The organism is Nocardia sp. GP40, assembly GCF_050434125.1.
GTDB classification, from domain to species: Bacteria; Actinomycetota; Actinomycetes; order Mycobacteriales; family Mycobacteriaceae; genus Nocardia; species Nocardia albiluteola.
The window spans coordinates 46,797-72,115 of sequence record NZ_JBNPVW010000013.1 but is presented as its reverse complement, the minus strand read 5'-3'; the positions used below and the strand labels follow the sequence as shown (position 1 = coordinate 72,115).

Annotated in this window: 30 protein-coding genes; 15 read left to right on the top strand and 15 right to left on the bottom strand. The window is 67.0% G+C overall.

What is annotated here, in order from left to right; translation table 11 throughout:
- Positions 1-8: 8 nt before the first annotated feature.
- Positions 9-1,241: an MFS transporter gene (locus ABH933_RS32780; protein ID WP_429421542.1), complete on the top strand. Its 1,233-nt coding sequence runs from the start codon at positions 9-11 to the stop codon at positions 1,239-1,241.
- Between the two features lie 356 nt (positions 1,242-1,597).
- Here the strand turns inward: ABH933_RS32780 and ABH933_RS32775 are convergent, their stop codons facing one another.
- The 6 genes from ABH933_RS32775 to ABH933_RS32750 form a co-directional block, all read right to left on the bottom strand.
- Positions 1,598-1,873: a hypothetical protein gene (locus ABH933_RS32775; protein ID WP_429421540.1), complete on the bottom strand. Its 276-nt coding sequence runs from the start codon at positions 1,871-1,873 to the stop codon at positions 1,598-1,600.
- The gene (locus ABH933_RS32770) at positions 1,870-3,180 is read right to left on the bottom strand and encodes a polymorphic toxin type 37 domain-containing protein (protein WP_429421538.1); all 1,311 of its coding nucleotides are present in this window, start codon (positions 3,178-3,180) and stop codon (positions 1,870-1,872) included. The genes ABH933_RS32775 and ABH933_RS32770 overlap by 4 nt, the downstream gene beginning before the upstream one ends.
- Positions 3,177-3,479, bottom strand: coding sequence for a WXG100 family type VII secretion target (locus ABH933_RS32765; protein WP_429421536.1), 303 nt, complete (start codon positions 3,477-3,479; stop codon positions 3,177-3,179). Before ABH933_RS32765 ends, ABH933_RS32770 begins: the two co-directional genes overlap by 4 nt.
- Positions 3,476-3,709, bottom strand: coding sequence for a WXG100 family type VII secretion target (locus ABH933_RS32760; RefSeq protein ID WP_429421534.1), 234 nt, complete (start codon positions 3,707-3,709; stop codon positions 3,476-3,478). Before ABH933_RS32760 ends, ABH933_RS32765 begins: the two co-directional genes overlap by 4 nt.
- A gap of 175 nt (positions 3,710-3,884) precedes the next feature.
- Positions 3,885-4,355 carry a zinc-binding dehydrogenase gene (locus tag ABH933_RS32755; protein ID WP_429421532.1) on the bottom strand — a complete coding sequence of 157 codons (471 nt, stop codon included), beginning with the start codon at positions 4,353-4,355 and terminating at the stop codon, positions 3,885-3,887.
- A 13-nt stretch (positions 4,356-4,368) separates the two neighbouring features.
- A complete protein-coding gene (locus ABH933_RS32750; protein WP_429421530.1) occupies positions 4,369-5,262 on the bottom strand; it encodes a TIGR03619 family F420-dependent LLM class oxidoreductase in 894 nt (297 codons plus the stop codon).
- 179 nt (positions 5,263-5,441) lie between these two features.
- Between ABH933_RS32750 and ABH933_RS32745 the strand changes: the two genes are divergently transcribed.
- Genes ABH933_RS32745 through ABH933_RS32735 form a run of 3 tightly spaced genes read left to right on the top strand, consistent with a single transcriptional unit; the run spans position 5,442 to position 7,410 of the window.
- Positions 5,442-5,810, top strand: coding sequence for a YciI family protein (locus ABH933_RS32745; protein ID WP_429421528.1), 369 nt, complete (start codon positions 5,442-5,444; stop codon positions 5,808-5,810).
- 8 nt (positions 5,811-5,818) lie between these two features.
- Positions 5,819-6,157 carry a YciI family protein gene (locus tag ABH933_RS32740; protein ID WP_429421526.1) on the top strand — a complete coding sequence of 113 codons (339 nt, stop codon included), beginning with the start codon at positions 5,819-5,821 and terminating at the stop codon, positions 6,155-6,157.
- Positions 6,154-7,410 (top strand): RNA polymerase sigma factor, encoded by a 1,257-nt coding sequence (locus ABH933_RS32735; protein WP_429421524.1) that lies wholly within the window; start codon positions 6,154-6,156, stop codon positions 7,408-7,410. Before ABH933_RS32740 ends, ABH933_RS32735 begins: the two co-directional genes overlap by 4 nt.
- A 68-nt stretch (positions 7,411-7,478) precedes the next feature.
- Here ABH933_RS32735 and ABH933_RS32730 read toward each other — a convergent pair whose 3' ends face one another.
- From ABH933_RS32730 to ABH933_RS32710, 5 genes are read right to left on the bottom strand one after another with little or no spacing between them, the layout of a single operon-like run.
- A complete protein-coding gene (locus tag ABH933_RS32730; RefSeq protein WP_429421522.1) occupies positions 7,479-8,216 on the bottom strand; it encodes a zinc-binding dehydrogenase in 738 nt (245 codons plus the stop codon).
- A 40-nt stretch (positions 8,217-8,256) separates the two neighbouring features.
- Positions 8,257-8,580 (bottom strand): hypothetical protein, encoded by a 324-nt coding sequence (locus ABH933_RS32725; RefSeq protein WP_429421521.1) that lies wholly within the window; start codon positions 8,578-8,580, stop codon positions 8,257-8,259.
- Between the two features lie 15 nt (positions 8,581-8,595).
- Positions 8,596-8,793: a tautomerase family protein gene (locus tag ABH933_RS32720; RefSeq protein WP_429421520.1), complete on the bottom strand. Its 198-nt coding sequence runs from the start codon at positions 8,791-8,793 to the stop codon at positions 8,596-8,598.
- 1 nt (position 8,794) lies between these two features.
- On the bottom strand, positions 8,795-9,571 hold the full coding sequence (locus tag ABH933_RS32715) for a 2-keto-4-pentenoate hydratase (protein WP_429421518.1): 777 nt from the start codon (positions 9,569-9,571) through the stop codon (positions 8,795-8,797).
- Positions 9,568-10,428 (bottom strand): alpha/beta fold hydrolase, encoded by an 861-nt coding sequence (locus tag ABH933_RS32710; protein WP_429421516.1) that lies wholly within the window; start codon positions 10,426-10,428, stop codon positions 9,568-9,570. The genes ABH933_RS32715 and ABH933_RS32710 overlap by 4 nt, the downstream gene beginning before the upstream one ends.
- A 160-nt stretch (positions 10,429-10,588) precedes the next feature.
- On the opposite strand from ABH933_RS32710, the gene ABH933_RS32705 reads away from it, so the two are divergent.
- Positions 10,589-11,683, top strand: coding sequence for an AraC family transcriptional regulator ligand-binding domain-containing protein (locus tag ABH933_RS32705; RefSeq protein WP_429421514.1), 1,095 nt, complete (start codon positions 10,589-10,591; stop codon positions 11,681-11,683).
- Positions 11,684-11,736: 53 nt separating this feature from the next.
- Here ABH933_RS32705 and ABH933_RS32700 read toward each other — a convergent pair whose 3' ends face one another.
- A complete protein-coding gene (locus ABH933_RS32700; RefSeq protein ID WP_429421512.1) occupies positions 11,737-12,309 on the bottom strand; it encodes a TetR/AcrR family transcriptional regulator in 573 nt (190 codons plus the stop codon).
- A 92-nt stretch (positions 12,310-12,401) separates the two neighbouring features.
- On the opposite strand from ABH933_RS32700, the gene ABH933_RS32695 reads away from it, so the two are divergent.
- Entirely contained in the window at positions 12,402-12,896 is a 495-nt protein-coding gene (locus ABH933_RS32695; RefSeq protein WP_429421510.1) for a DoxX family protein, read from the top strand.
- Between the two features lie 160 nt (positions 12,897-13,056).
- On the opposite strand, the gene ABH933_RS32690 is transcribed toward ABH933_RS32695, so the two are convergent.
- Positions 13,057-13,851 carry a VOC family protein gene (locus tag ABH933_RS32690; RefSeq protein ID WP_429421508.1) on the bottom strand — a complete coding sequence of 265 codons (795 nt, stop codon included), beginning with the start codon at positions 13,849-13,851 and terminating at the stop codon, positions 13,057-13,059.
- A 399-nt stretch (positions 13,852-14,250) separates the two neighbouring features.
- Here ABH933_RS32690 and ABH933_RS32685 point away from each other — a divergent pair, with 399 nt between their 5' ends.
- Together ABH933_RS32685 and ABH933_RS32680 are read left to right on the top strand one after the other, a co-directional pair.
- Positions 14,251-14,949, top strand: coding sequence for an NAD(P)-dependent oxidoreductase (locus ABH933_RS32685; RefSeq protein ID WP_429421506.1), 699 nt, complete (start codon positions 14,251-14,253; stop codon positions 14,947-14,949).
- A 98-nt stretch (positions 14,950-15,047) separates the two neighbouring features.
- Positions 15,048-15,860 (top strand): SAM-dependent methyltransferase, encoded by an 813-nt coding sequence (locus ABH933_RS32680; RefSeq protein ID WP_429421504.1) that lies wholly within the window; start codon positions 15,048-15,050, stop codon positions 15,858-15,860.
- A gap of 144 nt (positions 15,861-16,004) precedes the next feature.
- Here the strand turns inward: ABH933_RS32680 and ABH933_RS32675 are convergent, their stop codons facing one another.
- Complete coding sequence (locus ABH933_RS32675) at positions 16,005-16,460, bottom strand: SRPBCC family protein (RefSeq protein ID WP_215915760.1); 456 nt, start codon at positions 16,458-16,460, stop codon at positions 16,005-16,007.
- A 222-nt stretch (positions 16,461-16,682) separates the two neighbouring features.
- Between ABH933_RS32675 and ABH933_RS32670 the strand changes: the two genes are divergently transcribed.
- The 3 genes from ABH933_RS32670 to ABH933_RS32660 all read left to right on the top strand — a co-directional run bounded on the left by ABH933_RS32670 (position 16,683) and on the right by ABH933_RS32660 (position 19,236).
- Positions 16,683-17,348 (top strand): SanA/YdcF family protein, encoded by a 666-nt coding sequence (locus tag ABH933_RS32670; protein WP_429421502.1) that lies wholly within the window; start codon positions 16,683-16,685, stop codon positions 17,346-17,348.
- A 188-nt stretch (positions 17,349-17,536) separates the two neighbouring features.
- Positions 17,537-18,478 (top strand): ATP-binding cassette domain-containing protein, encoded by a 942-nt coding sequence (locus tag ABH933_RS32665; RefSeq protein ID WP_429421500.1) that lies wholly within the window; start codon positions 17,537-17,539, stop codon positions 18,476-18,478.
- Positions 18,475-19,236: an ABC transporter permease gene (locus tag ABH933_RS32660; RefSeq protein ID WP_215915749.1), complete on the top strand. Its 762-nt coding sequence runs from the start codon at positions 18,475-18,477 to the stop codon at positions 19,234-19,236. The genes ABH933_RS32665 and ABH933_RS32660 overlap by 4 nt, the downstream gene beginning before the upstream one ends.
- Here the strand turns inward: ABH933_RS32660 and ABH933_RS32655 are convergent.
- Positions 19,220-22,456 carry a BTAD domain-containing putative transcriptional regulator gene (locus ABH933_RS32655; protein WP_429421951.1) on the bottom strand — a complete coding sequence of 1,079 codons (3,237 nt, stop codon included), beginning with the start codon at positions 22,454-22,456 and terminating at the stop codon, positions 19,220-19,222. The genes ABH933_RS32660 and ABH933_RS32655 overlap by 17 nt on opposite strands.
- A 325-nt stretch (positions 22,457-22,781) precedes the next feature.
- On the opposite strand from ABH933_RS32655, the gene ABH933_RS32650 reads away from it, so the two are divergent.
- The 4 genes from ABH933_RS32650 to ABH933_RS32635 all read left to right on the top strand — a co-directional run bounded on the left by ABH933_RS32650 (position 22,782) and on the right by ABH933_RS32635 (position 25,152).
- The gene (locus ABH933_RS32650; protein WP_215915747.1) at positions 22,782-23,420 is read left to right on the top strand and encodes a DUF4097 family beta strand repeat-containing protein; all 639 of its coding nucleotides are present in this window, start codon (positions 22,782-22,784) and stop codon (positions 23,418-23,420) included.
- Between the two features lie 152 nt (positions 23,421-23,572).
- Positions 23,573-23,707: a hypothetical protein gene (locus ABH933_RS32645; protein WP_429421497.1), complete on the top strand. Its 135-nt coding sequence runs from the start codon at positions 23,573-23,575 to the stop codon at positions 23,705-23,707.
- 9 nt (positions 23,708-23,716) lie between these two features.
- Entirely contained in the window at positions 23,717-23,902 is a 186-nt protein-coding gene (locus ABH933_RS32640; RefSeq protein ID WP_215915746.1) for a ferredoxin, read from the top strand.
- 23 nt (positions 23,903-23,925) lie between these two features.
- Positions 23,926-25,152, top strand: a complete 1,227-nt coding sequence (locus ABH933_RS32635) for a cytochrome P450 (RefSeq protein ID WP_429421494.1) — start codon at positions 23,926-23,928, stop codon at positions 25,150-25,152.
- Positions 25,153-25,319 lie beyond the last annotated feature (167 nt).

Below are 25,319 nucleotides of genomic sequence, written 5' to 3'. Positions count from 1 at the left end.
GGAAAGCTATGTCCGCATACGAGCAGCATCCGCTCTCGCCGTTCCGTTCCTGGCTGGGCGTCGCCGTCATCACCGCCAGCCTGTTCACCTTCGTCACCACCGAGCTGATGCCCGTCGGGCTGCTCACCCCGCTGAGCTCCAGCCTGCACGTGGCCACGGGTACGGCCGGGCTCATTGTCACACTATTCGGCATCTCCGCCGGCCTGGGCGTGCCGTTCCTCGTCGCATGGACCCGGCGTGTGAATCGCCGTGCGCTGCTACCGATCCTGCTGGCCGTGCTGGCGATCGGCAACCTCGTCATCGCCGTCGCACCGAGCTTCGCGCTGGTCCTGATCACCCGACTGATCATGGGTTTCGCGCACGGCATGTTCTGGGCCATCGCCGTGAGCATGGCCATGCGGCTCGTGCCGGGACAGTACGCGAACCGAGCTGCCGCTGTCGCGTTGTCGGGCATCTCCATCGGCACGGTGGTCGGGATTCCGTTGGGTACCTTCATCGGCGGCTTGACCAGCTGGCGCACCACATTCCTGATCTGGAGCGCATTGGCCGCCGTCATCCTGGTCCTGGTTCTCGCGACGATTCCGTCACTGCCGTCGGAGAACGCGGTCTCGGCCCGGGAGGTCTTCGCGCTCCCCGTCCAGAACCCCGCGCTGCGCATTGTGATGCTCACGGTTGTTCTCTACGTACTCGGGCATTTCGGTGCATTCACCTTCATCCGCCCCTTCCTGGAAAAGACCGATTCGGCATCAACCGCCTTCATCACCGTATTGCTGGTCGTCTACGGAATCGGCGGCGCGGCAGGCAACTTCATCGCCGGGCACACCGTGAACAAGAACCCGAGAGCCAGCTTCAAGGTCGCCTGCGGTGGACTGGTGTTCTCGCTGCTGCTGCTACTCACCATCGGTCATTCGCACGCCGGAGCCCTGGTGGCCATGGCGCTGTGGGGCGTCTCGTTCGGTGCGGCGAACCTGTGCCAGATCAACCTGACGCTCGCGGCCGCCCCCGACACCTTCGAGGCCGCCATGTCGATCAACACCCTCGGCTACAACCTGTCCATCGCTCTGGGCGCCCTCGTCGGCGGCCTGTTCGCCGACAACCTCGGCGTGCGCAGCACGCTGTGGTTCGGGGTCGCGCTCACCGCGGCGTCCCTGGCGCTCGCGATGGCCATGGTGCGTGCGGCCCGCAATACGGGTGATCTCGAACGCTCGTCGGGCCGAGCCGACGTGACAGTGGAGGCCTGAATGGCCCATGTAGAGGTCGATCCGGTGGCGGTGTCTCGAAGTCGAGAATAGGAGCGACGAGCGCCCAACATCGGGGACAATGTGCCGCGCCGAATACGAACGCGATGACTGCCGGTTTTCAGGTCAAGGAGACCTCGCAGGAAGGCCAGGTCAATAGCAGTTTTTAGGTCACACTTAGTCCGGCTTTTGATAGTCGTATCTCGCATCAATCGTCAGCGTTCCCCAACAAAATCGCTGGTCAGTGCAGGTCCCATCCTTATAGTGCCCCGCCTGGTACACCTAGAGGTTGCATCCATTGCGCTAAAGGCCAGGGCACAGGTCCGATACCCGCTTGGGTCGCACGTCACTACAGTCGGTCAGCTACCAGCGAACCAAGACGAAAAATTTCCGGTATCCAGAGGGCGCAGCTGCTCACGATCAACCCCGTATCGCCTGAAGAGCGCAAACAGGTCGGCAAAATTTTCGTCGTCGACTGCCGCAGGGTCTACCTCGATGTAAAGCGTATTACCACGCCCGACATAGGATTTGACGCAGGGGATCTTGTCCAACCACCCGAAAAATGCGGCTTCATCGTTGTATGAGTAGTAGAGAACCTCGCGAGCTTCCAGCGTCGTCCCGCCGACTGGGTTCATCGTGTCGCTCCTCCCGGGTAAACATTCGTGTAACCACCAGATTTCTGCTGCACATCCCAGTGGGGACCGCCGTGCGCCAAGGCTCCTGGGCCGGTGGGAACCCAGACGTTGCCATCCGCGTCTTCCCATCCCATTCCGCGCCCATTTGATGCGGGCACCCAACGATCACCGCCCTTTGGCGGATTGAATCCCTCCGCTTCACCAGGCCTACCAGGAGCCTTCGCACCGGAAGGGTCATACGCATTCGCTGGTGGTTTTGTTGACGCCGGGCTGATCATTGCGCCATCTGCACCGATTATCACCTGCATAGCGATGATCATGCCGAGGTTGGTGATAGCCCGATCGAGGTCGATGTCAGGTAGGGCATGGAAGGCATCGACGACACCGACCGCGCCGGCAGCCATAGCCGCGATGCCGATGATCCTCGGCATCTGACTGGCCTGAAAGGCGGTCTGGAGCGTGTTGGCAGTTTCGAGCACCTCGGCGTCGACCGCAACCTCCGCAACGGCTGCGGACCCGCCCAGACTGAACAAAGCCAGCGCTCCACCGATAACCGCAGCGACGCCGATGGAGAGCTCGAGCGCATTGATTGAGCTGGTGGTCTGATTGCCGAGAGCGACGGTGGCGTCGTGGTAATCCTTCACCGGCGCGGCCATCTTCTGCGCGGCGGTTGTCACGGTATCGGCACCGGTCTTCAGCGTCGCGAAGTGACCCTGAATGAGTTGCAGATTGGTGGCATCGTCCATTCCATCAAACTTGGCCGAGATCTGCGCGATCTGGCTCGCCGCTCCGGTGAGAGTGGCATGTCCAGCGAACGTACTCCAGGCCGACTGCGCTTTGTCCAGCTTGTCCTTGTCTCCGTTCGGCAGCTTCCCGAATGCGGAGAGCACCTTTGCGACCAACTGGTCGAAGAATGCCTTCACTCCACCGTGGTCGTCGAACCCGATCCCATTGCCGCCAACCGACGACGGGTAGCTGACCTTGTATTCGCCGACCTGGTCCACGTTCGGCCTAGACGGGGCCGGATTACTCTTGTTGGCTCCGCCATAGTTGTAGCCCATCGCATACAACACAGCACCGTAGTTGGTGAGCGCGTTCGCCAGGCTGGCGGAGGCCTGCAGCGTCTGCTGCGCGGCCGTGTCGTACGCCTTACCCCATTCGGCGCAGCCCGGGGCGTCGCCAGCCATGCCGACGCAATCGCTCCTGACTGCATCATGAACCGGCCTATCGGCCTTGCGCAGCTCGTCGGCGAGGTTTTGACAGGCTTTAGCGGCGTCGTAATAGGTTTGCCAGTCGACCCGCATCATCGACCAGAATTCAGCATGCGCCGATTGTTGTCTCGTGCACCGGTATAGCGCTCATGCATCTTCTTCGCCGCATCACCGGCCTCGGCGATTCCATCCGTGAACTCGCGAGCCTCGGCCGACCACTGAGCCTGTGCCTCGGTGTAGGCGCTGGCTGCGGCCGACTCCCAACTGCCGTTGGACAGGGTCTTCACCTTGCGGTCCAGCTCGTCCAGGTGCTCACGCAGGAATCCGGATAGGCCGGTGAGCCGGGAAACGATCCGATCCAACTGCTCGAGGTCGACGGTGAACTCGGAACTCACGGCAGATCCAGACTGGAGATGTTCGACGCGCTGGCCGCATCGGTGTTCCGGTAGTTAGCCGCGGTTACGCCCAGCTTCTCGGCCAAGCTGGTCAGGGATTGCATAAGTTTGGTTCCGCCATCGCGGGTTTCACCCCACCCGGCGGAGAACTCGTCGGCCGCGTCGCCGATCCAGCCACTCGCCAGCAGGCTGTCCACTTCACGTGCAGCCGAATCCAATGCCTGCTTCATGGTGTCGGCGATGTTGTAGACGTACTGCCCAATCGCCTGCACATCATCCGGAACGACCGATTACATTCTGGCCGGGCCCTGACGGTCCCCCGCTACCGCTCATGCACCGACCATAACGGCGGACCTGTCACGACGTCCAGCGCGCCCAAGGAAGCGATGCTGGCGAATCGGGCACCTAGAAGCTGGGCTGAAGCACGTAGCGACCGCGCGTGCCGCCCTTCGCGACGGCTCGGTGGGCGTCGGGGGCCTCGGCCAGCGGCAGGATCGCATGCACCCGCGTCGGCAGCAGCCCGGACTCTGCGCGGGCCAGCAGTTCCCGCAGTTGGGGACCGTTGGAGTGCACCATCAGCACGTGCACGGTGATCCCACGCTCGGCCTCGGGCGCCAGGTTGGGCCGGACTCCGACGAAGGCTCCGCCGTCACGCACCACGGCCAGGCCCCATCCCTGCTGCGACGTGGTGTCTACAACCGCATCCCAGCCCCGCTCGGCGTGGGTGAGGAATTCGGCGCCCAGGCCGCGCACAAACCCCTCATCCGCCGCTCGCGCCAAACCTGTTACCTGCCAACCACGTTCGGGCGCGAGCGCCACCACATTCGCCCCGATCGCACCGGCCGCACCGGTCACCAGCAGCCGAACAGACAGCAAACTCTTTGACAGCTCATTGCAGCGGACCGAGCTCGGCCGCAAGCGCTTCCAACAGCTCGACCTGCTGCTCAGGTGCGGAGGGCAGGAGGTGGAGCGCGATGTGCACCTCGTCGGCGCCGACGGAGACGGCGCGATCGAGATCCCTCAGCACCGTGTCGGTGAAGGCGTGGGGAGTCAGTTCATGGCGGGCGGGGATCACGTTCACCATCACGGTGCCGGTGCCACCGGCCGCTCGGTACCACCCGACCTGCACACGCGTGACCTCCCACTCGATCGCGGTGGTGACGAAGCCGTCGCCGATGTCGGCCGCACGTTCGATGGTGTGCTGGTTTATCGCACCGACAAACAAGGGAATTGTGCCTCGGGAGGGTTTCGGACCGACCAGGGATGGTGGGATTCGGTAGTGCTTACCGCAGAACTCGACGGGGTCGGGTGTCCAGCAGGCCCGCAGCGCGGCGATGTGCTCGATGAATCCCATACCTCGGCGGCTCGCCGGGACACCCGCCGCGACGAACTCCTCGGGAATGTAGAACGGCGGCTTCCTCGTTCCGCCGCCTTGGCCGACGCCGACATCCAACCGCCCTCCGGATAGCCGGTCGAGGGTGGCCAGTCTGCGGGCCAGGAGGATGGGCGGGTGGAAAATCGAGTTCACGATATCCGTGGTCACCCGAATCCGTTGGGTATGCGCGGCCGCCCAGGTCAACATCTCCAGCGAGTCCCAGGCGTGAGATTCGGGCAGACCGGCGTCGTTGTCCCAGTGCGGTCCGACCGGGATCAGGAGCCGGTCGCTGGCAGACACGGCGTGAAAGCCGAGCCGTTCGGCGGCCCGGGCAATGGTGACTACCGCGTCCGGGCCGGCGTAGGGGTCGATATAGGGGAGGCTGACGCCTATGCGAGGCAGATTCATTCATACACTCCGGTGATCGCCGTTGGGGTTCGGAACGTCCAGGTGGGGCGCTCTTCGCAGGAGTAGTCGGAGCGGGTGACAGATTCTTGCGGTCTCGTCCCGCAAGAATTCGCCACTGGTTCCGACTTGATGGTGTGCGGTGCCAGAGGGGCGCTGCTCGGCCAGTCGAAGGAGACGACGTGAAATTTCTATTGATCATGCACAGCAACCCGCAGATCTGGGAGGCGCTGACCGAAGAGGAACGCACAGCGGTGATGAGCGGACACGGTGCGTTCATGGAGACCATCACGAAGTCGGGGGAGATGATCAGCACCACCGCATTAGCCGACCCGTCGCAGAGCGCGGTGGTCAGGGTCCGGGGCGGTGTCCCCGCCGTCACGGACGGCCCCTATCTCGAGGCCAAAGAGTACCTCGGTGGCTACTACCTGGTGGAGTGCGAAAGCCGGGAACGCGCCGTGGAACTGGCGGCGCTCATCCCGGACGCGGGCGTCGTGGGCCTCGGCATCGAGGTGCGGCCGGTGGTCTTCGCGGGCACGGCCGACAGCTGAGCACCGCGGTGAAGTTCCTACTGAACATCTACGTGAGCGCCGCGGACCCACCGGGAGAAGTGTTCGCCCACCAGAAGTTTCTGGCTGTCACCGGGCAGGCGGGGGAACTCATCAGCGGTCACCTGTTCGCCGATCCATCGATCAGCGCCGTGGTTCGGGTTCGAGACGACGTGGTGACGGTGATCGAGGGGCCGTATCTTCCGGCCGCAGACCACGTCGCGGGCCAGTTCGTGGTCGACTGCGAAAGCCGCGAGCGCGCTGTGGAATTGGCTGCCCTGCTGCGGCGCGGCGCGAACGGCGACGTGGAGGTGCGACCGTTGATGGACTGGGCCGGGATGGAGATGTGAGTACACCCAAAGGGCTCGAGGACCTGCTGCGTGAACTGGCGCCGCAGGTCCTCGGCGCGCTCCTGCATCGCTACGGCGGGTTCGAGGAGTGCGAGGACGCGGTCCAGGAGGCATTGCTCGCCGCGGCGGTGCAATGGCCCGCCGACGGTATCCCGGAAAAACCGCGGTCGTGGCTGGTCACAGTCTCCGCCCGCCGCCTGGTCGATCAGATCCGCAGTGAGCAGGCGCGCCGCCGCCGAGAAGTCGGCGCGGCAAGGCTCGAAACCTCGGATGCTGAGTTCGCGCGGCCGGCCGACGACGAAGGTCCCGGCGGCCAGGACGACACTCTCGCGCTGCTATTTCTTTGCTGTCACCCGGAACTGACGCCCGCCGCCCAGGTCGCGCTCACGCTCCGTGCGGTGGGCGGGCTCACCACCGCGGAGGTGGCGCGGGCATTCCTCGTGCCGGAGGCCACCATGGCCCCGAGAATCAGCCGGGCCAAGCAGAGAATACGGTCCGCCGGAGCAGCATTCGCGATGCCGAGCCCCCAGGAGTGGACCAAACGACTGGACACGGTCCTACAGGTGCTCTACCTGATCTTCAACGAGGGCTACACCGCGAGCTCCGGACCCGACCTGCACCGCGGGGAGCTCACGACAGAGGCGATCCGGCTCACCCGCATGCTGCACCGATCCTTACCCGAGGACGGTGAAGTGGCCGGGCTGCTAGCACTCATGCTGCTGACCGAAGCACGTCGATCAGCTCGCATCAGCGCGGACGGCGCGCTCATACCGATGGCCGAGCAGGACCGGAACCGGTGGGACTCCACCATGATCGAAGAAGGCAGCACGCTGGTCACCAACGCCATGTCCGCGTCGCCCCTGGGTCCGTACCAGCTCCAAGCCGCCACCGCCGCACTGCACGTCCAGGCACCGCGAGCAGAGGACACCGACTGGGAACAGATCCGCATCCTTTACGGAATCCTCGGCCGGATCGCACCGAACCCCATGGTCACACTCAACCATGCCGTCGCGGTCGCGATGACCAACGGCCCGCAGGCCGGACTCGACCTGCTCGAGGGACTCGACCACGATCCCAGGATGGCCCACCACCACCGCGTCCACGCCGTCCGCGCCCACCTCCAAGAGCTGGCCGGTGACTTCGCCGCCGCCCGCGCCAACTACGAACGGGCGGCCCGCTGCACCACAAGCCTCCCCGAACAGCGCTACCTCCAGGACAGAGCGAGCAACCTGGCACCCGGTCAGGCACCATAGAAAATCGGAACGCCATCTAAAGAGCAGGCCACAGATCCAATTCCCGCCTGGAACACCCCGCGGCGTAATCAGGGCTCCAGCACGTAGCGACCGCGCGTGCCACCCTTCGCGACGGCTCGGTGGGCGTCGGCTGCCTCGGCCAGCGGCAGGACCGCATGCACCCGCGTCGGCAGCAGCCCGGACTCGGCGCGGGCCAGCAGTTCCCGCAGTCGCGGTCCGTCGGAGTGCACCATCAGCACCTGCACGGTGATCCCACGCTCGGCCTCGGGCGCCATGTTGGGCCGGACTCCGACGAAGGCTCCGCCGTCACGCACCACGGCCAGGCCCCATCCCTGCTGCGACGTGGTGTCTACAACCGCATCCCAGCCCCGCTCGGCGTGGGTGAGGAAGGCGGCGCCCAAGCCGCGCACAAACCCCTCATCCGCCGCTCGCGCCAAACCTGTTACCTGCCAACCACGTTCGGGCGCGAGCGCCACCACATTCGCCCCGATCGCACCGGCCGCACCGGTCACCAGCAGCCGATTGCCCTCCTCGGGCGCGTCGCCGAGCAGGTCCACGATCTGCGCCGCGGAAAGCCCGTTGAGCGGCACCGTCGACGCGGCGACCAGATCGAGCCCATCGGGCACCACGGCAATCTCGGTGGCCGGCACGATCAGCCGTTCGGCGTAGGTGCCGAAGTCACGGTCGAACCCGATGACCACCCCGGCGACCCGCGTGCCGACGGCCAGGTCCACTCCGGCGCCGACCGCGTGCACGGTGCCGGAGAAATCCCAGCCCAGGCCCGTGTGGTCGGGCTGAGTGATCATCCCCATGGCATGGAACGCATCTACAACATGGTCCTGCTGGTCAGGATTGTTCCGCGAACCTGCTGAGCATTGGCAGCTCCTGCAAGCGTGGTACGAATACGTTGTGGATGGGGGTCATGATGAGACTGTGCTGTTGCTCGATACCGAGTTCGCGCATGGTGGGGAACAGCGTATTTGCCAGGAACTGTTCGAGTTCCTGAGGGTCGTCCCAGATCTCGACGACCCGAATCCCCTCCGCAGTCGTTGCCGCGATGTGCAGGTAGATGCTGCCCAGCGCGCGGCCTTCCACGCCCATCCGCTCCACGACCGAGTCGTACTGGTCGGTGGTGATGCCCTCCATGTCGAGCACACCGAGTACTGCCATGTCCTGTCTTCCTTTCTATTTCCGGCCGCGTCGTTCGGCGATGGTGACATCGCCTGCGGACCAGTGGGTTTCCGGCACTTCGCGCAGGATGACGCGAACGGCCGAGGGTTCGTCGCCGAGCACTTGTACAGCCACTCGGTGCAATTCGTGGATGAGCGTGCGCAGGGTCTGCGGTGAGCGCCCCTCGATCAGAGACACTTCGATCAGCGGCATGTCAGCTCCCCACGGTGACATCGATGACGCCGAGCCGAGTAAACGCGGCGATCAACCGCATTCCTGCATCGAGCTGGGCAGCATCGACCAGACCTCCGGTCAGGACTGCCCAGCCCGCCTCGATGCTCGAGCCGTGTTCTGCCAGCGCATTGGCGGCCAGCGCGAGGGCCTCGGCGGGATTCCCGAGAATCGCCGCACCCGAGGCTGTTCCGACTGTCCGGTTATCGATATCCAGCCGACCAGTCTCGACGACGATGTCGATCTCGGCCGGTGCGACCGCGGTCGCACCGAGGTAGTAGCCAGCGGACGAGGCATTGTCGGCGATGACATCAGCGAGGGTGAACCGGAAGTCGGTATAGCGGCTATCGATGATCTCGATACCTGCACGCACCTCGGCGACTGCGGCGAGCGCCGACTTCGCGGTCACCCCCGGGCCCGCCAATCGGCTGCCCATGATCAGGACGATCTCCGGCTCTGCCCGCGGGTGGATGAACCGGTCCAGCGGCAGCGGCGCGCCGGCGGAGAGCAGCATGGTATCGGTCAACCACCCCGTCAACGGGGTGTCGACCCCCATCGACCGCTGCTTGGCCTCGGAGGTGAGGCCGAGTTTGATCCCTGTGATGCGCTGCCCGGCACGCAGGCGCCGGTCCAGCGACAGTTTCTGGATTTCGTAGGCGGTGGCCACGTCCAGGTCCGGCCAGGTGGCCGTCAACGGTGGGCCGGCGCGCTTCCCGTCTTCGCGGTCGAGCAGTTCTACGACCGCCTGCTCGGGCGTCACCAGACGCTCTGCTCGAGATGGTCCAGTACCAACTGGGCAAGTTCCGCGGGACGCTCCTCGGGCACGAGATGTCCGCATCCCGGCAGGATCACACCCTCCGCGCCGGGCGCCAGCCGCCGCACATAGTCGATCATGCGCTGCCCAAGTGAGCGCTCACCCGCGACCGCCAGCACCGGAATTGTCAGTGGTTGTTCGGAGGCAACGCGCACGTGCTCGGCGCTGATCCAAGTGTTTGCGTAGTAGAGGCAAGTGGCGCGGACGGCATCGGCGTCACCGTAAGCGGCCACATACGTCGCGATGTCCGCCGGGCTCAAGGCTTCAGGTGTCGAGCGAGCCATCTGCCGCAACACCCATTCGAAGAACATGCCCGTCCGGTTCTCGAGTAATCGCTGTGGCAGTTCGGGTGTGGCAAGAAACGGGAAGAACCACAGCGGATTCCAGCCCGCCGAGAAATCCAGCAGATGCTCCCCACCGGCACCTGGGATGCTGGCCTCGACGGCGACGAACGAGCGGACCAACTCGCGCCGGGTGGCCGCCAGGTAGTAACCGATCGGAGTGCCCCAATCGTGCCCGACCACATGGGCGCTCTCGATACCGAGCATCTCTAGCAGACCGGCGATATCAACAGCCGCGGTGGCGACTTCGAAACCGGCCTGCGGCCGTTCAGTGCGACCCCACCCGCGCAGATCAGGCGCGATCACCCGATAGTGCTGCGCCAGTATGGGAATGAGGTGCCGCCATTCGTAGCTGGTCTGCGGCCAGCCATGCAGCAATACCACGGCGTCGCCCGCGCCCGCGTCGACCCAGTGGATCCGGATATCACCGATACGAGCTTCCTCGTGGTTTTCCGTCGTCATCGTTCATTTCTCTCGTTCATCGAAAATGCCGTCGGCCGACAGCGACTCCAGGCCAGGCCCGGACAGATGGAGCTTCCAGCTGATTCACACTCATGTCCGCAACGCTCAGCCAGCGACAAGATCGAAACTAATTGGGCGGGCGGGCCTGCAAGATGCATATATGCGTCAACAACCGGACAGAACGCGCCAGCTCAACAGCGCGCAGACGTCTCCGCGCAGTGCCGTCGCGGACCCGGCAGCGTCACAAATCCAGGGCACGATCTCTCCGCAGCTGAGCCGGCTGGTCCTCGGCACCGCCCGGTACTACGGCATCGTCGACTCCGAACTGGCGAGGCTGCCTGCTCTGCAGCCCATTGCGCTCGCCGACGAATTCAGCCGACCATCCACCTTGTCCGTGATCCGGCTGTGGGAAATGATCGATGCTCGTAGCGACGAGGCCGGCCGGTTCACCGCCGACCACGCCCCGCTCGGCGCTCTGCACGTCTGGGACTATCTGTTCACCAGCGGGTCGACATTCGTCAGCGGAGCCCAGGACGCCGCCGATTATCTGCGTCTCGTGGTCGATCCATCGGCCCGCATGGAGGTGCGGGACAACGGAGGTCAGGTCACCCTCACGTTCAGCTCTGAGGCCCAATGGACCGACGCCGCGCCATCGATTCACGAATTCCTGCTCGCGCTGCTGCTACGCCGGTCACGGGAAGCAGTCGGCAGTCCGATCGTGCCGGTACACATCGGATTCGCCCACACCGCGCCCCGGCGGCAGCAGCGGCTCGCCGAGGCATTCGGTACCAGCCGTCTGGACTTCGATACTCCGCTCAATACGATCACGTTTCTCACCTCGGACATCGAGCGGCTACCGCCGCGAGATCCGGCGCTCGCGGCAATCCTGCGCGAGTACGCCCGCCACGTCGCCGCCACCCTGCGACCACAACCAGACTCGCCCTGGTTGGAGCACTTCCGCAGAGTGCTCGCGGCCGAACTGCTCGAGCGCCCGACCTCCCTGCGCGAGATCGCGCCCCGGCTCGCGATCAGCCCGCGGACATTGCAACGTCGGCTTGCCGAGGCGGATACGACCTGGCGCGACGAACTGGACATTGCACGCCGCAGCCGAGCCGACCGACTTCGCCGCGGACCCCGAACCTCACACACCGCGCTGGCCGATTCACTCGGTTACACCACCGACCGTTCGGTGCGGCGAGCGCTGGCCCGCTGGCAGTTGGACCGCACCGTGACCGACGGTGACGTGACCGCATAACCCAGGGTCCGAAGGCCATCTCGACCGACGACGTCGGGCCGGGGCATCTACGACTACCCCGATTTCGTATCCAAACGCTGCGCAATGCTGCGGGCCATGGCCTCGGGATCCTCCGCAAGTTCCGACGGCAGCGCGCCCATGTTCCAGAGGGTGGCGAAGCCGTGGACCAGCGACCAGGCCGCCACGACGGCCGAGTTGTCCGGGGGCGATACGGGGTCGCTGCCGGCGACCCCTTCTGTCAGTTGTGCGAAGGCGCGCTCGCCCGCGCGGTCCAGGATCGGATCGCCCGCGCGGTGCAGGTCGGCGCTGAACATCACCTCGAAGTGCGCCCGGTGGCCGATGGCGAACCGGACGTAGGCCACCCCCATCTCGACGATGTCGCCGCCGCGCGCCCGGACCGCCGCGAGATCGTCGCCGAGCAGTTGGAAGCCCTCGGCGGCGACGGCCGTGAGCAGGCCCGCCTTGTCACCGAAATGGTGGACGGGCGCGGCGTGCGACACCCCGACCGCGCGGGCCAGCTCGCGCAGGCTCACCGCTCCGGGGCCTCGCTCGTCGATGGCGGTCACCGCCGCATCCAGCAGGGCGCGGCGCAGGTCGCCGTGGTGGTATTGGCGCTGAGTGGGCATCCCTCGACCCTAGCGCAATCTTTCCATTGACAATATCGGGTTCGCCGTGGGATCTTTCCATTGGAAAGTTCACACTGGGCTAGGAGGAACCCATGGCCCCACTCGTCATCCTCGTCGTCGTCACGCTCGTGGCACTGCTCGCTCGACGTCTCGGCATCACGATGCTTCCCGGGCCCGCGGTGCCCCTGCGCATCGGGCTCGCCGCGATGTTCACCGCTACCGGGCTGGCTCACTTCATCGGCATGCGTGCGGAATTGATCCGAATGGTGCCATCGGGGCTGCCCGCACCGGGATTTCTGGTGACGCTCACCGGCGTGCTGGAGTTGGCGGCGGTCTTCGGGCTACTGATCCCGCGCACGGCGAGATGGACGGCGATCGGCCTCACCGTCCAACTTGTCGCCATGTTCCCGGCCAATGTGCATGCGGCACTGGCGCACCAGTCGTCCGCGCCGGAAGACCAGCTGCTACCCCGCACCCTCATGCAGCTGGTCTTCCTGGCCGCAACGGTCGCCGTCGCCGCACACCGAACCGCGACAACCAGGAAAACTCCAGCGCCGCAACAGATCAGCGGCTCGACGATCCCCTGACACCGCCCGGCATGCAGCCGCGCCGCGCGCGGCTGCATCCGGTCTGCCACCTCATCCTCGGTTCAGCGGACCGCACCGGCCACCCGAACTCGGCCGGGAGAAACGGCGATCGCCACCGCGGATTGCGTTATGCAGGCGTAATCTACTGCACCGCAGCGTATTACGATCCGTCCGCCGTGACCTTGGTATCGATGAGCCCGAGGTATTCGCCCTGCGGCGCCTGGATCACGCCCATGCGGCCGAAGGGACTGTCGTCCGGGCCCATCAGGACTGTGGCGCCGAGTTCAGCGGCGCGGTTTAGTCCGGAATCCACGTCGTCGAACTGGAACCAGGTGAGCCAGTAGGTCTGATCCTGGCCCGGAACCTTCGCCGAATCCATCATGCCGCCGACCCCGTCCGCGCTGCCTGGGGTCGCAAAGGTCGAGTAGATCATGTTCTGGCCGTCGCCGATCTCGGTGAAGGTCCAGCCGAAGACCTGGCTGTAGAAGTCCTGCGCGGGCTTGTAGCCCTGGGTGTGCAGTTCGTTCCAGGTGTAGGCGCCGTGTTCGTTGAACACACCGGCACCCTTGTGCGCCTTGGCTTCCCAGACGCCGAAAACGCCGCCGCCGGGATCGGCGGCGACGAACATCCGGCCGACATCCATGACATCGAACGGGGGCATGAAGACCTGACCGCCCGCGGCGGCGACCTTGGCCGCGATATCGTCCGCGCTGTCGGCGGCGAAGTAGGTGGTCCAGGCCGAGGGCATCGGCATCCCCTGCGGCTTCGGGCCGATGCCCGCCGCGGGCTTGCCGTCGACCATCGCCATGAGATACCCGCCCGCCTCGGGTGGGCTCTCCATAATGTCCCAACCGAAAAGGTTGGCGTAGAACTCGCGGGCCTTGCCCGTGTCATCGACCTGACAGTCAATCCAACATGGCGTGCCCTGTGGCCAGGCGCTGTCGCGAGTTGGCATCGTGCGTCCTTCCTGAGCGGTGAGGCCGCGCACCAGCGCACTCAGGCCGATCGCTGGCCGGCGGCAGTGATCGAAAACGGCGATCCGATGAGCGAAACCGCCGGGGATCATGCTTCCAGATCGAGAACGTTTCCGCAGTCGATCTCGACCTCGAACCGCCGGGAAGTATGGGTATTCCGGCCCTATCGAAGGCCGTGTCCGATGACTTTCGCTCCGCGATCGCCTCTCTATTGGTAGGAGGTGGTCGCAATGACCGGAGCAAACGCCCCACCACGCTGACCGAACTCGCCTCGGTGGCGGCGTTTCGCGCTCTACCAAGAGAATTCACCATCGGACCGCGTCCGGCTGTTCCATCTCGCAGCAGACCGCTGCGGGGTCCATCTCGGGAAGAAGACAATCATGCACATCGGAGTCATCGGCGCGACCGGCGCCATCGGCAGCCGCATCGTCACCGAAGCCCTCGACCGCGGGCACCAGGTCACGGCATTCAGCCGCGACATCACCGACATTCACGACAATCGCGAGAACATCCGTTGGCAGAGCATCGATGTCACCGATGCCGGCAGTATCGCCGCGGCCGTGCCCGGCCTCGACGTCCTGATCAGCGGATTCGGACCGGGCAACGCCGCCGATCCCGTCGATGCCGTCGCCCGGGCCATCGCCGACCCCGGCATCTATGCCCGCGCCGCCACCGCGCTGCTGACCGCGCTGGACAGGCATTCGCGGATCCGGCTCATCGTCGTCGGCGGTGCCGCAAGTCTCGAGGTCGAACCGGGAGTCGTGTTCGAGGACTCGGATGAGCTGCTCAATGCCGCGATCGATGGCTTCGGCCTGCCCAGGGAGTACGCCGCGGTAATGCGCGGCCACGGCGAGGCGCTGAAACTGTTTCGCGCCTCCAACCGACTCTGGACCTACCTCAGCCCGGCCGTGGAGATCGCCCCCGGCGAACGCACCGGCCGTTTCCGAATCGGCGGCGACCAACCCGTCATGGACGCCGAGGGCCGCAGCCGGATATCCGCCGAGGACGCGGCCGTCGCCGTCCTCGACGAGGTCGAGCTCCCACGTTTCGTGCAGCGCCGCTTCACGATTGGGTATTGATCACGGAGCCCGACCGGATTTGTACCGCCGACTACCACGGATGGGGTATACATCGGTGGTCCGGATCTCGAATCTCAGCACACAATAGGAGACTTGCCGTGTCCGACGGTCCTGTCGACCTGCGCACCGACGTGCCGCACTCGGCCCGGATGTACGACTATTTTCTCGGCGGCAAGGACAACTACGCGGCCGATCGCGCGGTCGCGGAGCAGGCGCTGCAGCAGTTTCCCGCGGTTCGGGTGACAGCGCGCACCAATCGCGAATTCATGTGCCACGTCACGCGTTACCTCGCCGGGGAGGGCGTTCGCCAGTTCCTCGATATCGGCACGGGCATCCCGACCGAGCCGAACCTGCATCAGGTCGCCCAGGAGGTGGCCCCGGAGTCCCGGGTGGTGTACGCCGACAACGATCCGATCGTGCTCACCCACGCCAGGGCGCGGCTGATCAGCACGCGCGAGGGCCGCATCGCCTACGTCCAGGCCGACGCCGCGGATCCCGAGAGCATCCTCACCTCACCGGAACTGCTTGACACACTTGACCTTTCGGAGCCCGTCGCGGTGTCTCTGATGGCTCTGCTGCACTTCGTGCCCGGCGATGTGTACGAGGTGGTGAACACGTTGATGAAACCCATGGCGCCGGGTTCCTACCTCGCGATCTCGCATGTGACCACGGATCTCGACGAGGGCGCCGACGATCCCGAGGGCATGGCACGGCTGTTGCGGGTCTGCATCGACCACGGAATTCCCGTGCAACCACGCACCCGCGCCGAGGTCGGGCGGTTCTTCGACGGGCTGGAACTGGTCGAGCCGGGTGTCGAGGTGATCCACCGCTGGCGCCACGAGGGCATCCGACATCCGCGCAGCCACGACAAGCAGGTCTCGCTCTACGGCGCTGTGGGCAAGAAGATTTGAGCGCAACGAAGGCTAGTCCTCAGCGTTAGGCGTGGGCACCGACCCGAGGGTCGGTGCCCACCTTTCTGTTCGGGGTCGAGACGATGCCCGACCGGCAGCGATTCCGTAACAACAAGACCGGGGCGGGCTGCTCGACGACCGGTTTCAGCCCTCGACGAGCTCGGCCAGGTTGTCCAGGGAGGCGCGCAGCTGGTCCGGTCCGGTGGCCCGGGCACGGACCTGGCGCTTCTCGTCCTCGAGCGTGGACCAGTCGTAGGTGTGCGTGACCCGGATGTGTTCGCCGTCAACGGATTCGATTTCCCAGCGCCACAGGTGCCCCGGCGGTTCCTTGCCCACCTCGGCGGGCCGCCAGGCGATGCGCCGCCCCTCCTCGAACTCCACCACGTGATTCTCGCGGACCATGCCGTTGGTGAGAGTCATGGTGAAGACATCCCCGACGCGCCGGGGGCGCTGCGCCTCGGCGGCCTGCGAAAGGTTGTCGTTGCCGTCCCAGCGCGGCTGCTGCGCGGGATCGGCGATCAACTCGAAAACGCTCGCCGCATCGGCGGCGATCACGCGAGTCACACTCACGACGCGCGGAATCTGGGTGTCATCGGTCATGCTGCTATCCAAACACGCCGCATGGGCGTGTCGCGAGGGTCGCGGCCCGCGGATCGAGTGTCGTTGCCGGGCAGACGATTCCGATCATGGCCACAGTCCGCGAGCACTCCGGCAACACCATCCGCGAACAACCCCGACGCATCCCGGCAGGACTCGGCCGACGGCGATGCGATGTGACAGGCCGGAATCCGCCGCGCCCCAGCGTCTGGCAGAGTGTCGACGGTGGCGGAACGACGGCGGAGGCTCGAGACGAATCGCGGGTGGGCTTACGTGCTCTACGCGATCTCGGCGCCGGCTCTGGTTGTGGCCGGGGCGAATGTCCGGCTCCGGATGCTGTCGTCTGGGCACCGTTTCGCGGTTGCGACCGCACCTCACGCCCCGGTCGCGATCGTGCCGGGCGCCAAGGTCGGCCCGGCGGGGCAGCCCATGGCGTACCTGCGCGGACGGCTCGATGCCGCGATCGAACTGCTGGCGGCCGGAAAGGTCAGCGAGATCCTGATCTCCGGCGATGCGGCGGGCACCTCCGGCGACGAAATAGCCTGCATGCGAACGTATCTGCTGGATCGCGGCGTCGGTCCCGCCCTGATACGAGAGGACAGCCTGGGCCTGTCCACCCGGGCGACCTGCGAACGAGCGCGCGACCTGTTCGGCATCGACCGCGCGATCATCGTCACCCAGCCCCGGCACGCCGCACGGGCGATCGCCCTGTGCCGCGGGGCGGGCATCGATGCCGACGGTGTCGACGCCTATTGCGATTGCAAGCGAACGACATTGGTTCGCAACAGCATTCGCGAATGGCTGGCCGCACCGAAGGCCGTTGCCGCCCTCGCTACCTCGCCTGGTAAATCGGCCCGCGACAGTGCACGGTCCGTGACAACCACGAGATAGCGGGCCGGGTACCGACATCTCGAAGCGCGCATCCGAACTCGAAGCGCGCACCGAATCCGAACTCCGAGCCCGGGCCGAGCCGCCGTCACGAACCCCGAATACGCGTTCTACCTGCAACAACACCGCCCAGAGCGGCGTATCAGCTCCACATCAGGTCCGTGTCAGCCCGCCTGGCGACAGTACGTCCCATGAAGAACACGGCAATCGCGGCCTCCGGGCTGCGCAAGGCGTACGGCGACAAGGCCGTACTCGACGGCATCGACCTGAATATCGGTGCCGGAACGATCTTTTCGTTGCTCGGACCCAACGGTGCGGGCAAGACGACGACGGTGAACGTGCTGACCACGCTGCTGAAGGCGGACGGCGGCACGGCCCACGTCGCCGGGCACGACATCGCCACCGACCCCGCGGCGGTGCGCGCGGCGATCGGCGTCACCGGGCAGTTCGCGGCGGTCGACGAGCTGCTGACGGGCCGGGAGAACCTGGAGATGATGGCGGACCTGCACCGTCTGCGGGGCGGCGAGCGCAAGCGCGTGGTCGACGAGCTCCTCGAACGATTCGGCCTGGCCGAGGCGGCCGCGAAGCGGTCCTCGACCTACTCCGGCGGCATGCGCCGGAAGCTGGATCTGGCGATGACGCTGGTCACCCGGCCGCAGATCGTCTTCCTGGACGAGCCGACCACCGGGCTGGACCCGCGCAGCCGCCGCACCATGTGGGAGATCGTGCGGGAGTTGACCTCCGACGGCGTCACGATCTTCCTCACCACCCAGTACCTCGAGGAGGCCGATCAGCTGGCCGACCGGATCGCGGTGCTCGACCAGGGCCGCATCGTCGCCCAGGGCACCCCCGAGGAGCTCAAGCGCCAGGTGCCCGGCAGCCACATTCAACTGCGATTCACCACGGCCGGCGAGGTGGCCGCGGCGGCGCGAGTGCTGCCCGGCTCCACCCCCGACGAGGAGGCCCTGACCCTGCGGGTCCCCGGTAGCGGCGGCACGAAATCCCTTCGGCTGCTGCTGGATCGGCTCGACGAAGCCCACCTGGAGGCCGAAGAGGTCTCCGTCCACACTCCCGACCTCGACGACGTTTTCCTCTCCCTGACCGGCCACGCAACCACGGAGGCAGCAGCATGAGCACCCTGACCGCACCCCTGACGGATTCGTCGATCATGGTGCGCCGCAACATCAAACACATCACCCGGACCCCCGTAACGATCTTCAACGCGGCCCTGATGCCGGTCGTGATGATGCTGATCTTCGTGTACGTCTTCGGCGACGCGTTCAATGTCGGCGAGCACTACATCAATTACGCGGTGCCGGGAATGATCCTGCTGGCCATCAGCTATGGGCTCTCGGGCACCGCGGTGTCGGTGAGTTCGGATATGGCCAAGGGCATCATCAACCGCCTCAAGGTGATGGACGTCTCGCGCGGTGCCGTGCTGACCGGTCACGTCGTGGCCACCATCATGACCAACGTGGTGGCGATCGCGGCCATCATCGCCGTGGCGTTCGCGCTCGGATTCCGTTCGCCTGCAACGCCACTGGAGTGGCTCGGCGCGATCGGCGTGATGGCGGCGACCTCGTTCGCCGCGTCCTGGCTGACGGTCGCGTTGGGCATGGCGGCCAAGACGCCCGAGTCCGCGGGCATGAGCGTGGTGCCGCTGATCATGCTGCCGTTCCTGAGCAGCGCGATCGTGCCCGCCGGCAAGATGGGGCAGGGCATCCGGCAGTTCGCGCAGTATCAGCCCTTCACGCCGATCATCGAGTCCCTGCGCGGATTTCTCACCGGACATCCCTCCGGCGGAGACACCGCGGCCGCGCTGGCCTGGTGTGCCGGGTTCGCGATCGTCGGATACCTGTGGTCGCGGGCCACTTTCAACAAGCGAGTGTAGTTGCGGCCAGCTCGTGCCAGGCCGCCTCGCCACCCGCCCTCGTCGCCTCGGTGAAGACTACTTCACCGAGGCGACCTCGTGCTTCCTGCTCGATGCGGGCCACGTCGGGCAGGGACAGATCGGGCAGGCCGCGCACCGCGGTACTCGCCGCGAGCAGCCGCGCGGCCTGCTCGTGCTGCTCGGATCGCAGTGCCAGGTCCGCGATTCCGACGAGCACCCGCGCGACGCTCGGTGCGTACCCGACCTCGGAAATCGCCTCGAAGGCCGCGGTGTGATGCGTGCGGGCCTCGGCGACATCGCCGGCGAGGTAGCCGAGCAGATCCTGCACCGCTGCCTTGTTCTGCCCCTGCTCCGCGTCGGCCCCCAATGCGGTTGTCGCGATGTCGATCTCACGGTGCGCCAACGTCGGCTCACCGCTCCACCGGGCCAGCTCGGCCTTGGCCAGCGCCACCTCGGCCAGCGCGCTGGGCCAGGCGGTCCGTTCCGCGGCGCGCTGCGCCTCCGCGGCGGCGGCCACGCTGGCCTCCGAATCGCCCAGCAGCCAGTACAACTGGGCCTGCCGAGCCCGGAACCGGACCACATCCTCGATAGCGCCGACCGCGGACACCGCAGCCACCGCATGGTCGAAAAGCTCACACGCGGATGTGAATTCGCCGCGCATGGCGAGCCGGTCGGCCAGCTCGCTCAGCGCGAACGCGATCCCCCAGCGCTCGCCCACGGCCCGGAACTCCTCCAACGCCGCCTCGAAATATTCGTCCGCCTCGCGCCCGAGCGGGCCGCCGACCACGGTCCGCATCTTGCCGAGCTGCAGCCGGGCCAGTGCCCGGACCCACGGCTCGTCGTCGGTGAGCAGCGGCTCGAACGCGGTCAGCAGCGCGTCGGGCCCCTGCAGCAGGCGTTCCAGCGCGGCGACGAACGGCACGATGGGGTGCGGCACCCGGCTGTCCCTGCCGATCTCGTACGCCCGGTGGATCCAGTCCTGCACCTGGTATTCGTCGTTGCGCCCGGTGGACACGAAATGCACGATCAGCCCGTAGACGATGGTCCGGGCGTCGTCGTCCACCTCGCCCGGAAGGTCGGCGGCCGCGGCGATCAGCTCCATCCCGACCGTCTTGTGCCCGCTCAACCACCAGTACCAGCCGGCGCCGGCGGCCAGGCGCATCGCCCCGGCCGCCTCGCCGGCCGCGAGCGCGCCCCGCATCGCGACGAGGATGTTGTCGTGTTCGGCCGCGAGCTTCGCGAGCCACTCCACCTGCTCCCCGCGGCGCAGGTGCGGTTCCGCGGTAGCCGCGAGCCCGGTGAAGTACTCCAGATGCGCCCGCCGCGCCGACTCCGCCTCCCCCGCCTCGTCCAGTCGCTCCCGCGCGTACTGCCGAATCGTGTCGAGCATCCGATAGCGCGGCCCGCCGTCGTCCGCGATGAGCAGCAACGACTTCTCGGTCAGCGTGGTGAGCAACTCGAGCACCTCCCACTGCTCGATCGCCGTATGTGCGCCGCCCCCAACCGCTTCGAACTCGCGCCCCAAGACTCGCCCGCCCTCGAGCGCCTCCGGACCGCCCGGCGCACGCCCGCTTCCGACGTGTACGCAAACCTGTTCCGCCGCTTCCAAACTCACTCCACCGGAGAACACGGCAATCCTGCGCAGCACCATCCGCTCGGCGTCGGTGAGCAGCTCCCAGCTCCAGTCGACCACGGCGCGCAGCGTCCGATGCTGCGGTATCGCCGTGCGGCTGCCGCCGGTCAGCAGGCGGAAGCGGTCGTCGAGGCGGGTGGCCAGCTGGTCGAGGGACATGGTGCGCAGCCGGGCCGCGGCCAGTTCGATCGCGAGCGGGATCCCGTCCAGGGCGCGGCAGACGCGCGCCATGGTCGCCAGGGTGGCGGCATCCGAGGGCAGCTCCTTGCGCACGGTTCCCGCGCGGTCGCGCAGCAGCTGAACGGCCGGCGCGGATTCGATCTCGTCCGGGCTCGCGCCCTCGGCGGGCAGCGCCAGCGGCTCGACCTGCCACAGCGCCTCGCCGGTGATGCCGAGCGGTTCCCGGCTCGTGGCGAGGATCCGCACGCGCGTGCACTCCCCCAGCAGCCGGTGCGCGAACGCCGCGGCGGCATCGATCACGTGCTCGCAGTTGTCGAGGATCAGCAGCGTTTCGCGCTCGCGCAGCGCCGCGACGAGCCGTTCCATCGGCTCGGCCTGCTGCGCGGCGAGCAGCGCGTCCCGCAGTCCCAGCGCCGCCAGGGCCGATTGCGCCACGTCACCGGTCGCGCCGACCGAGGCCAGCTCCACCAGCCAGGCGCCATCGGGCAGGTCCTCGAGCATGCTGTGCGCGGTCTCCACCGCCAGCCGGGTCTTGCCCGAGCCGCCGGGCCCGGTCAGCGTGGTGAGCCGATGGTTCGCGATGAGCTCGCGCACGACCGCCACATCGGCGTAGGTGCCGATGAACGCGGTCAGCTCGGCCCGCAGATTCGTCCGGCGCTCCTCCCGCGCCCCCACCTCGCCGCGCAGCAGCGCGACGTGCAACGCGGACAGCTCCGGCGAGGGATCCACGCCCAGCTCGTCGGCCAGCGCCTCGCGCGCATTCTGATACACGGTCAGCGCCTCCGCCGCGCGCCCCGCCTCGCCCAGCGTCCGCATCAGCGCGGCAACCAGCCTCTCCCGCAATGGGTTTCGGGCAACCAGCTCGGCAAGCTCGGCAACCAGCCCCGGCCCGCGGCCGAGCGCGATCTCCGCCTCGTACAGATCCTCGGTGGCCGCGAGGCGCAACCCCTCGAGCCGGGTGATCACCGCCTCGGCGGCCTCACTGTCTTGGATCCCGACGTCCTGCATCAGCGCGCCGCGCCACAATTCGACGGCCTCGCGCAGCAATTCGGCCCGCTGCGCATCACCACCGCCGCGCGCCTGATCCAGCAGCTGTTCGAAGCGAACGGCATCGACGTTCCGGGGTTCGACCGCCAGCCGGTATCCCCCCGCCTGCACCTCGAGCGACCCGTCCGGCAGCACCCGGCGCAGCCGGGAAACCAACGCCTGCAGGGCATTCGCCGCATCAGCAGGCGGCTGCTCACCCCAGATCCAGTCGACCAGCGTCGTTTTCGCAACCGCCCGGCCGGGCTCCAGCGCGAGAGCAATAAGCAGCGCCCGCAATCGGGCGCCCGGCACCTCGAGCACCCCACCGTCATCTGCCCGGATATCGAGCGGTCCAAGCAACGCGATCTTCACCCGGCCCATTCTGCCGTGCGGAACCGGGCTCCGGCGGACCATCCGGCGGCATCGGACGCCATCCGGCGGCGCCGGGCGGCATGCGGCCGCCTCGCTCACCGATCCTCGAGTGGTCGGTGACCACGGCCTCGCGTCGCATTCCGGCCCACACGTGCTGTCAGCCGATGCTCGACCAGTCCAGAAAATGCCCATCTACCAGCGAAAACGCACTGTCAGCGCCCATGTCAGAGCGGTATCAGCCCGCTGTCAGCGCCCCCGGCGAAAGTATTCACATCAACGAAGCACAGCGAACCGGCCGACCGGCCGAATTCGCCACCCACACAAGGAGAAAACAATGACCACCTTCCAGACCCCCGCCCCGATCGCCGTCACCGTCGAGGTCCTGTCCGCGACCGTGAACGTGATCGCCTCGGACCGCACCGACACCGTCGTGCAGGTCCAGCCCGCCGACCCCGCCAAGAAGGGCGACGTGCGGGCCGCGGCCCAGACCCAGGTCGACTTCGCCGGCGGCGTGCTGACGGTGAAGACCCCGAAGGACTGGCGCACCTACACCGCCTTCGGCGGCAACCCCACCATCGACGTCACCATCGAGGTCCCCGCCGGCTCCCGGCTCAGCGGCACCTCCGGCTGCGGAAACCTCTACGCCAACGGCGAACTCGGCGAGATCCGCGTCGAGACCTCGATGGGCGACATCGTCCTGGACCGCCCTCTCGGCTCGGTTACCGCCAAGACCGCCAAGGGCAACATCCGGATCGGCGCCGCCACCCGCGGCGACATCCGCCTCGAGACCTCCATGGGCGACCTCGAGGTCGGCATCCGTCCCGGCAGCGCGGTGACCGTGCACTCCAACACGATGCAGGGCGCGGTGCAAAACCAGCTGGGACCGGTCGCGGACGGCAACGGCGACAACGTCGACGTCTACGCCCGCACCTCGATGGGCAACATCGTCGTCCGCCACGCGGTGGCCGCCTAGTGCCGGGACGGCAGGGCCGATCCACTCCGCCGAGCCCGGGTACGCGACAACATCTCGTACCCGGGCCCCGGGAAAGCAGCTACCACCAGGGCGAATCCAACGTGTCAGGCCCGTATCAGGTCGATGTCAGCCGATCGGGCGAAGGTATTCCCATGACCAGTTCCGCAACCGCGACACCAAGGGCACGGAAGGCGAACGGGCACAAGATGATCCGCAACGACGCGGCGATGCGCAACGGCGCGCTCACCATCTTCCCCACGCCCCGCGGCCCGGTCGCCGAGAAGTAGAGGCAGCCCATGGAACTCCGGGTGGACCGGGAGCGCTGCATCGGCGCCGGAATGTGCGCACTGACCGCTCCCACGGCCTTCGACCAGGACGACGCGGACGGCCGCGTGCTGCTGCTGGACACGGCGGCCGACCCCGAGGGCATCCGCGAGGCCGCACGGCTGTGCCCGTCCGGCGCGCTCACCATCGTCAACTGAATCGCCACGTGAGGAAATCCCCGATGACCACAGCAGATCCGATCCCGCACGGCCTACCCACCGCTCGCGACGCGGGCCCGTTCAACCCGCCCAGCGCGGTCGCCGAGCTGCGCGAGACCCGCCCGGTCAGCCCGATCGTCTTCCCGGACGGACACCAGGGCTGGATCGTCACCGGCTACTGGGCGCTGCGCGAACTCCTGGCCGACACCCGCTGCAGCTCCCGCCAGGACCTCGGGGTGCTCCACACGCTCGAGGACCTGCCCGACCTGCCGGCCGACCGCGAACCGTCACCGCAGATCCCCGGTGTGTTCATCGCCATGGACCCGCCGGACCACACCCGGTTGCGCCGCAAGCTCACCGGCGCCTTCACCGTCCGGCGCATGAAACAGCTGGAAGACCACATCGTCGAGGTCGTCGAGCGGCAGCTGGACCACCTGGCGAGCCTGACCCCGCCGGTCGACCTGGTCGCGGAGTTCGCGCTGCCGGTGCCCTCGCTGGTGATCTGCGAGCTGCTCGGCGTCCCCTACGCGGATCGGGTCACCTTCCAGTCCAACTCGGCCAAATTCCTGGTCCGTGACCAGGAGATCGAGGAGAAGATGGCCGCCTACGGCGCGCTGACGACGTACCTGGCCGAGCTGGTCATGAACAAGCGCGCCGAGCCCGGCGACGACCTGCTGTCCGATCTGGCCCGCCAGGACGATCTGTCCATCGAGGAGCTGACCGGCATCGCGTTCCTGCTGCTGCTCGCCGGGCACGAGACCACCGCAAACATGTTGGGCCTGGGCACATTTGCGCTCCTGGAGCATCCCAAGCAGGCCGCCGAGCTGCGCGCCGAACCCGATCTGATGCCAGGCGCCGTCGAGGAGCTGATGCGCTACCTGTCCGTGGTCGATGTTCTCTACCGCTACGCCGCGGAGGATCTCGAGCTCGGCGGCGAGACGATCGCCAAGGGGTCGACCGTCGTCATCTCGCTGCTCGCGGCCAACCACGACCCCGCGCGCTTCGAGAACCCCGACGCCCTGGACATCCGCCGCACCGCCCGCGGCCACCTGTCCTTCGGCCACGGCGTCCACCAGTGCCTCGGCCAGCAGCTCGCCCGCATCGAGATGCGAGCCGGATTCCAGGGCCTGCTGCGCCGCTTCCCGACTCTCGCCCTGGCCATTCCGGCGGAAGAGGTGAAGCTGCGCACCGACATGAACATCTATGGGGTACACGATCTTCCGGTCACCTGGACCGAAATCTTCCAGTAACCGCGCACTTCGGGGCGGGGATCCGGCGGATCCCCGCCCCAGACGCATGTCCCGACCGAATTCACCACCCATTGCCAGTCGAGGTCTTGTCTCACCGAAGCACGCTTCGCCCCGCATCCTGGTCGGCACCCAACCGTGCCCGCCGGCCACCCGCGCCTGTTGCGGGA

Bases quoted from the DNA above. Each gene is read 5' to 3' on its own strand.
- ABH933_RS32780 (WP_429421542.1), top strand. From the start codon at position 9: ATGTCCGCATACGAGCAGCATCCGCTCTCGCCGTTCCGTTCCTGGCTG.
- ABH933_RS32775 (WP_429421540.1), bottom strand. From the start codon at position 1,873: ATGAACCCAGTCGGCGGGACGACGCTGGAAGCTCGCGAGGTTCTCTAC.
- ABH933_RS32770 (WP_429421538.1), bottom strand. From the start codon at position 3,180: ATGATGCGGGTCGACTGGCAAACCTATTACGACGCCGCTAAAGCCTGT.
- ABH933_RS32760 (WP_429421534.1), bottom strand. From the start codon at position 3,709: ATGAAGCAGGCATTGGATTCGGCTGCACGTGAAGTGGACAGCCTGCTG.
- ABH933_RS32750 (WP_429421530.1), bottom strand. From the start codon at position 5,262: ATGAATCTGCCTCGCATAGGCGTCAGCCTCCCCTATATCGACCCCTAC.
- ABH933_RS32730 (WP_429421522.1), bottom strand. From the start codon at position 8,216: ATGATCACTCAGCCCGACCACACGGGCCTGGGCTGGGATTTCTCCGGC.
- ABH933_RS32725 (WP_429421521.1), bottom strand. From the start codon at position 8,580: ATGGCAGTACTCGGTGTGCTCGACATGGAGGGCATCACCACCGACCAG.
- ABH933_RS32720 (WP_429421520.1), bottom strand. From the start codon at position 8,793: ATGCCGCTGATCGAAGTGTCTCTGATCGAGGGGCGCTCACCGCAGACC.
- ABH933_RS32710 (WP_429421516.1), bottom strand. From the start codon at position 10,428: ATGACGACGGAAAACCACGAGGAAGCTCGTATCGGTGATATCCGGATC.
- ABH933_RS32705 (WP_429421514.1), top strand. From the start codon at position 10,589: ATGCGTCAACAACCGGACAGAACGCGCCAGCTCAACAGCGCGCAGACG.
- ABH933_RS32700 (WP_429421512.1), bottom strand. From the start codon at position 12,309: ATGCCCACTCAGCGCCAATACCACCACGGCGACCTGCGCCGCGCCCTG.
- ABH933_RS32695 (WP_429421510.1), top strand. From the start codon at position 12,402: ATGGCCCCACTCGTCATCCTCGTCGTCGTCACGCTCGTGGCACTGCTC.
- ABH933_RS32690 (WP_429421508.1), bottom strand. From the start codon at position 13,851: ATGCCAACTCGCGACAGCGCCTGGCCACAGGGCACGCCATGTTGGATT.
- ABH933_RS32685 (WP_429421506.1), top strand. From the start codon at position 14,251: ATGCACATCGGAGTCATCGGCGCGACCGGCGCCATCGGCAGCCGCATC.
- ABH933_RS32675 (WP_215915760.1), bottom strand. From the start codon at position 16,460: ATGACCGATGACACCCAGATTCCGCGCGTCGTGAGTGTGACTCGCGTG.
- ABH933_RS32665 (WP_429421500.1), top strand. From the start codon at position 17,537: ATGAAGAACACGGCAATCGCGGCCTCCGGGCTGCGCAAGGCGTACGGC.
- ABH933_RS32660 (WP_215915749.1), top strand. From the start codon at position 18,475: ATGAGCACCCTGACCGCACCCCTGACGGATTCGTCGATCATGGTGCGC.
- ABH933_RS32655 (WP_429421951.1), bottom strand. From the start codon at position 22,456: ATGGGCCGGGTGAAGATCGCGTTGCTTGGACCGCTCGATATCCGGGCA.
- ABH933_RS32650 (WP_215915747.1), top strand. From the start codon at position 22,782: ATGACCACCTTCCAGACCCCCGCCCCGATCGCCGTCACCGTCGAGGTC.
- ABH933_RS32645 (WP_429421497.1), top strand. From the start codon at position 23,573: ATGACCAGTTCCGCAACCGCGACACCAAGGGCACGGAAGGCGAACGGG.
- ABH933_RS32640 (WP_215915746.1), top strand. From the start codon at position 23,717: ATGGAACTCCGGGTGGACCGGGAGCGCTGCATCGGCGCCGGAATGTGC.
- ABH933_RS32635 (WP_429421494.1), top strand. From the start codon at position 23,926: ATGACCACAGCAGATCCGATCCCGCACGGCCTACCCACCGCTCGCGAC.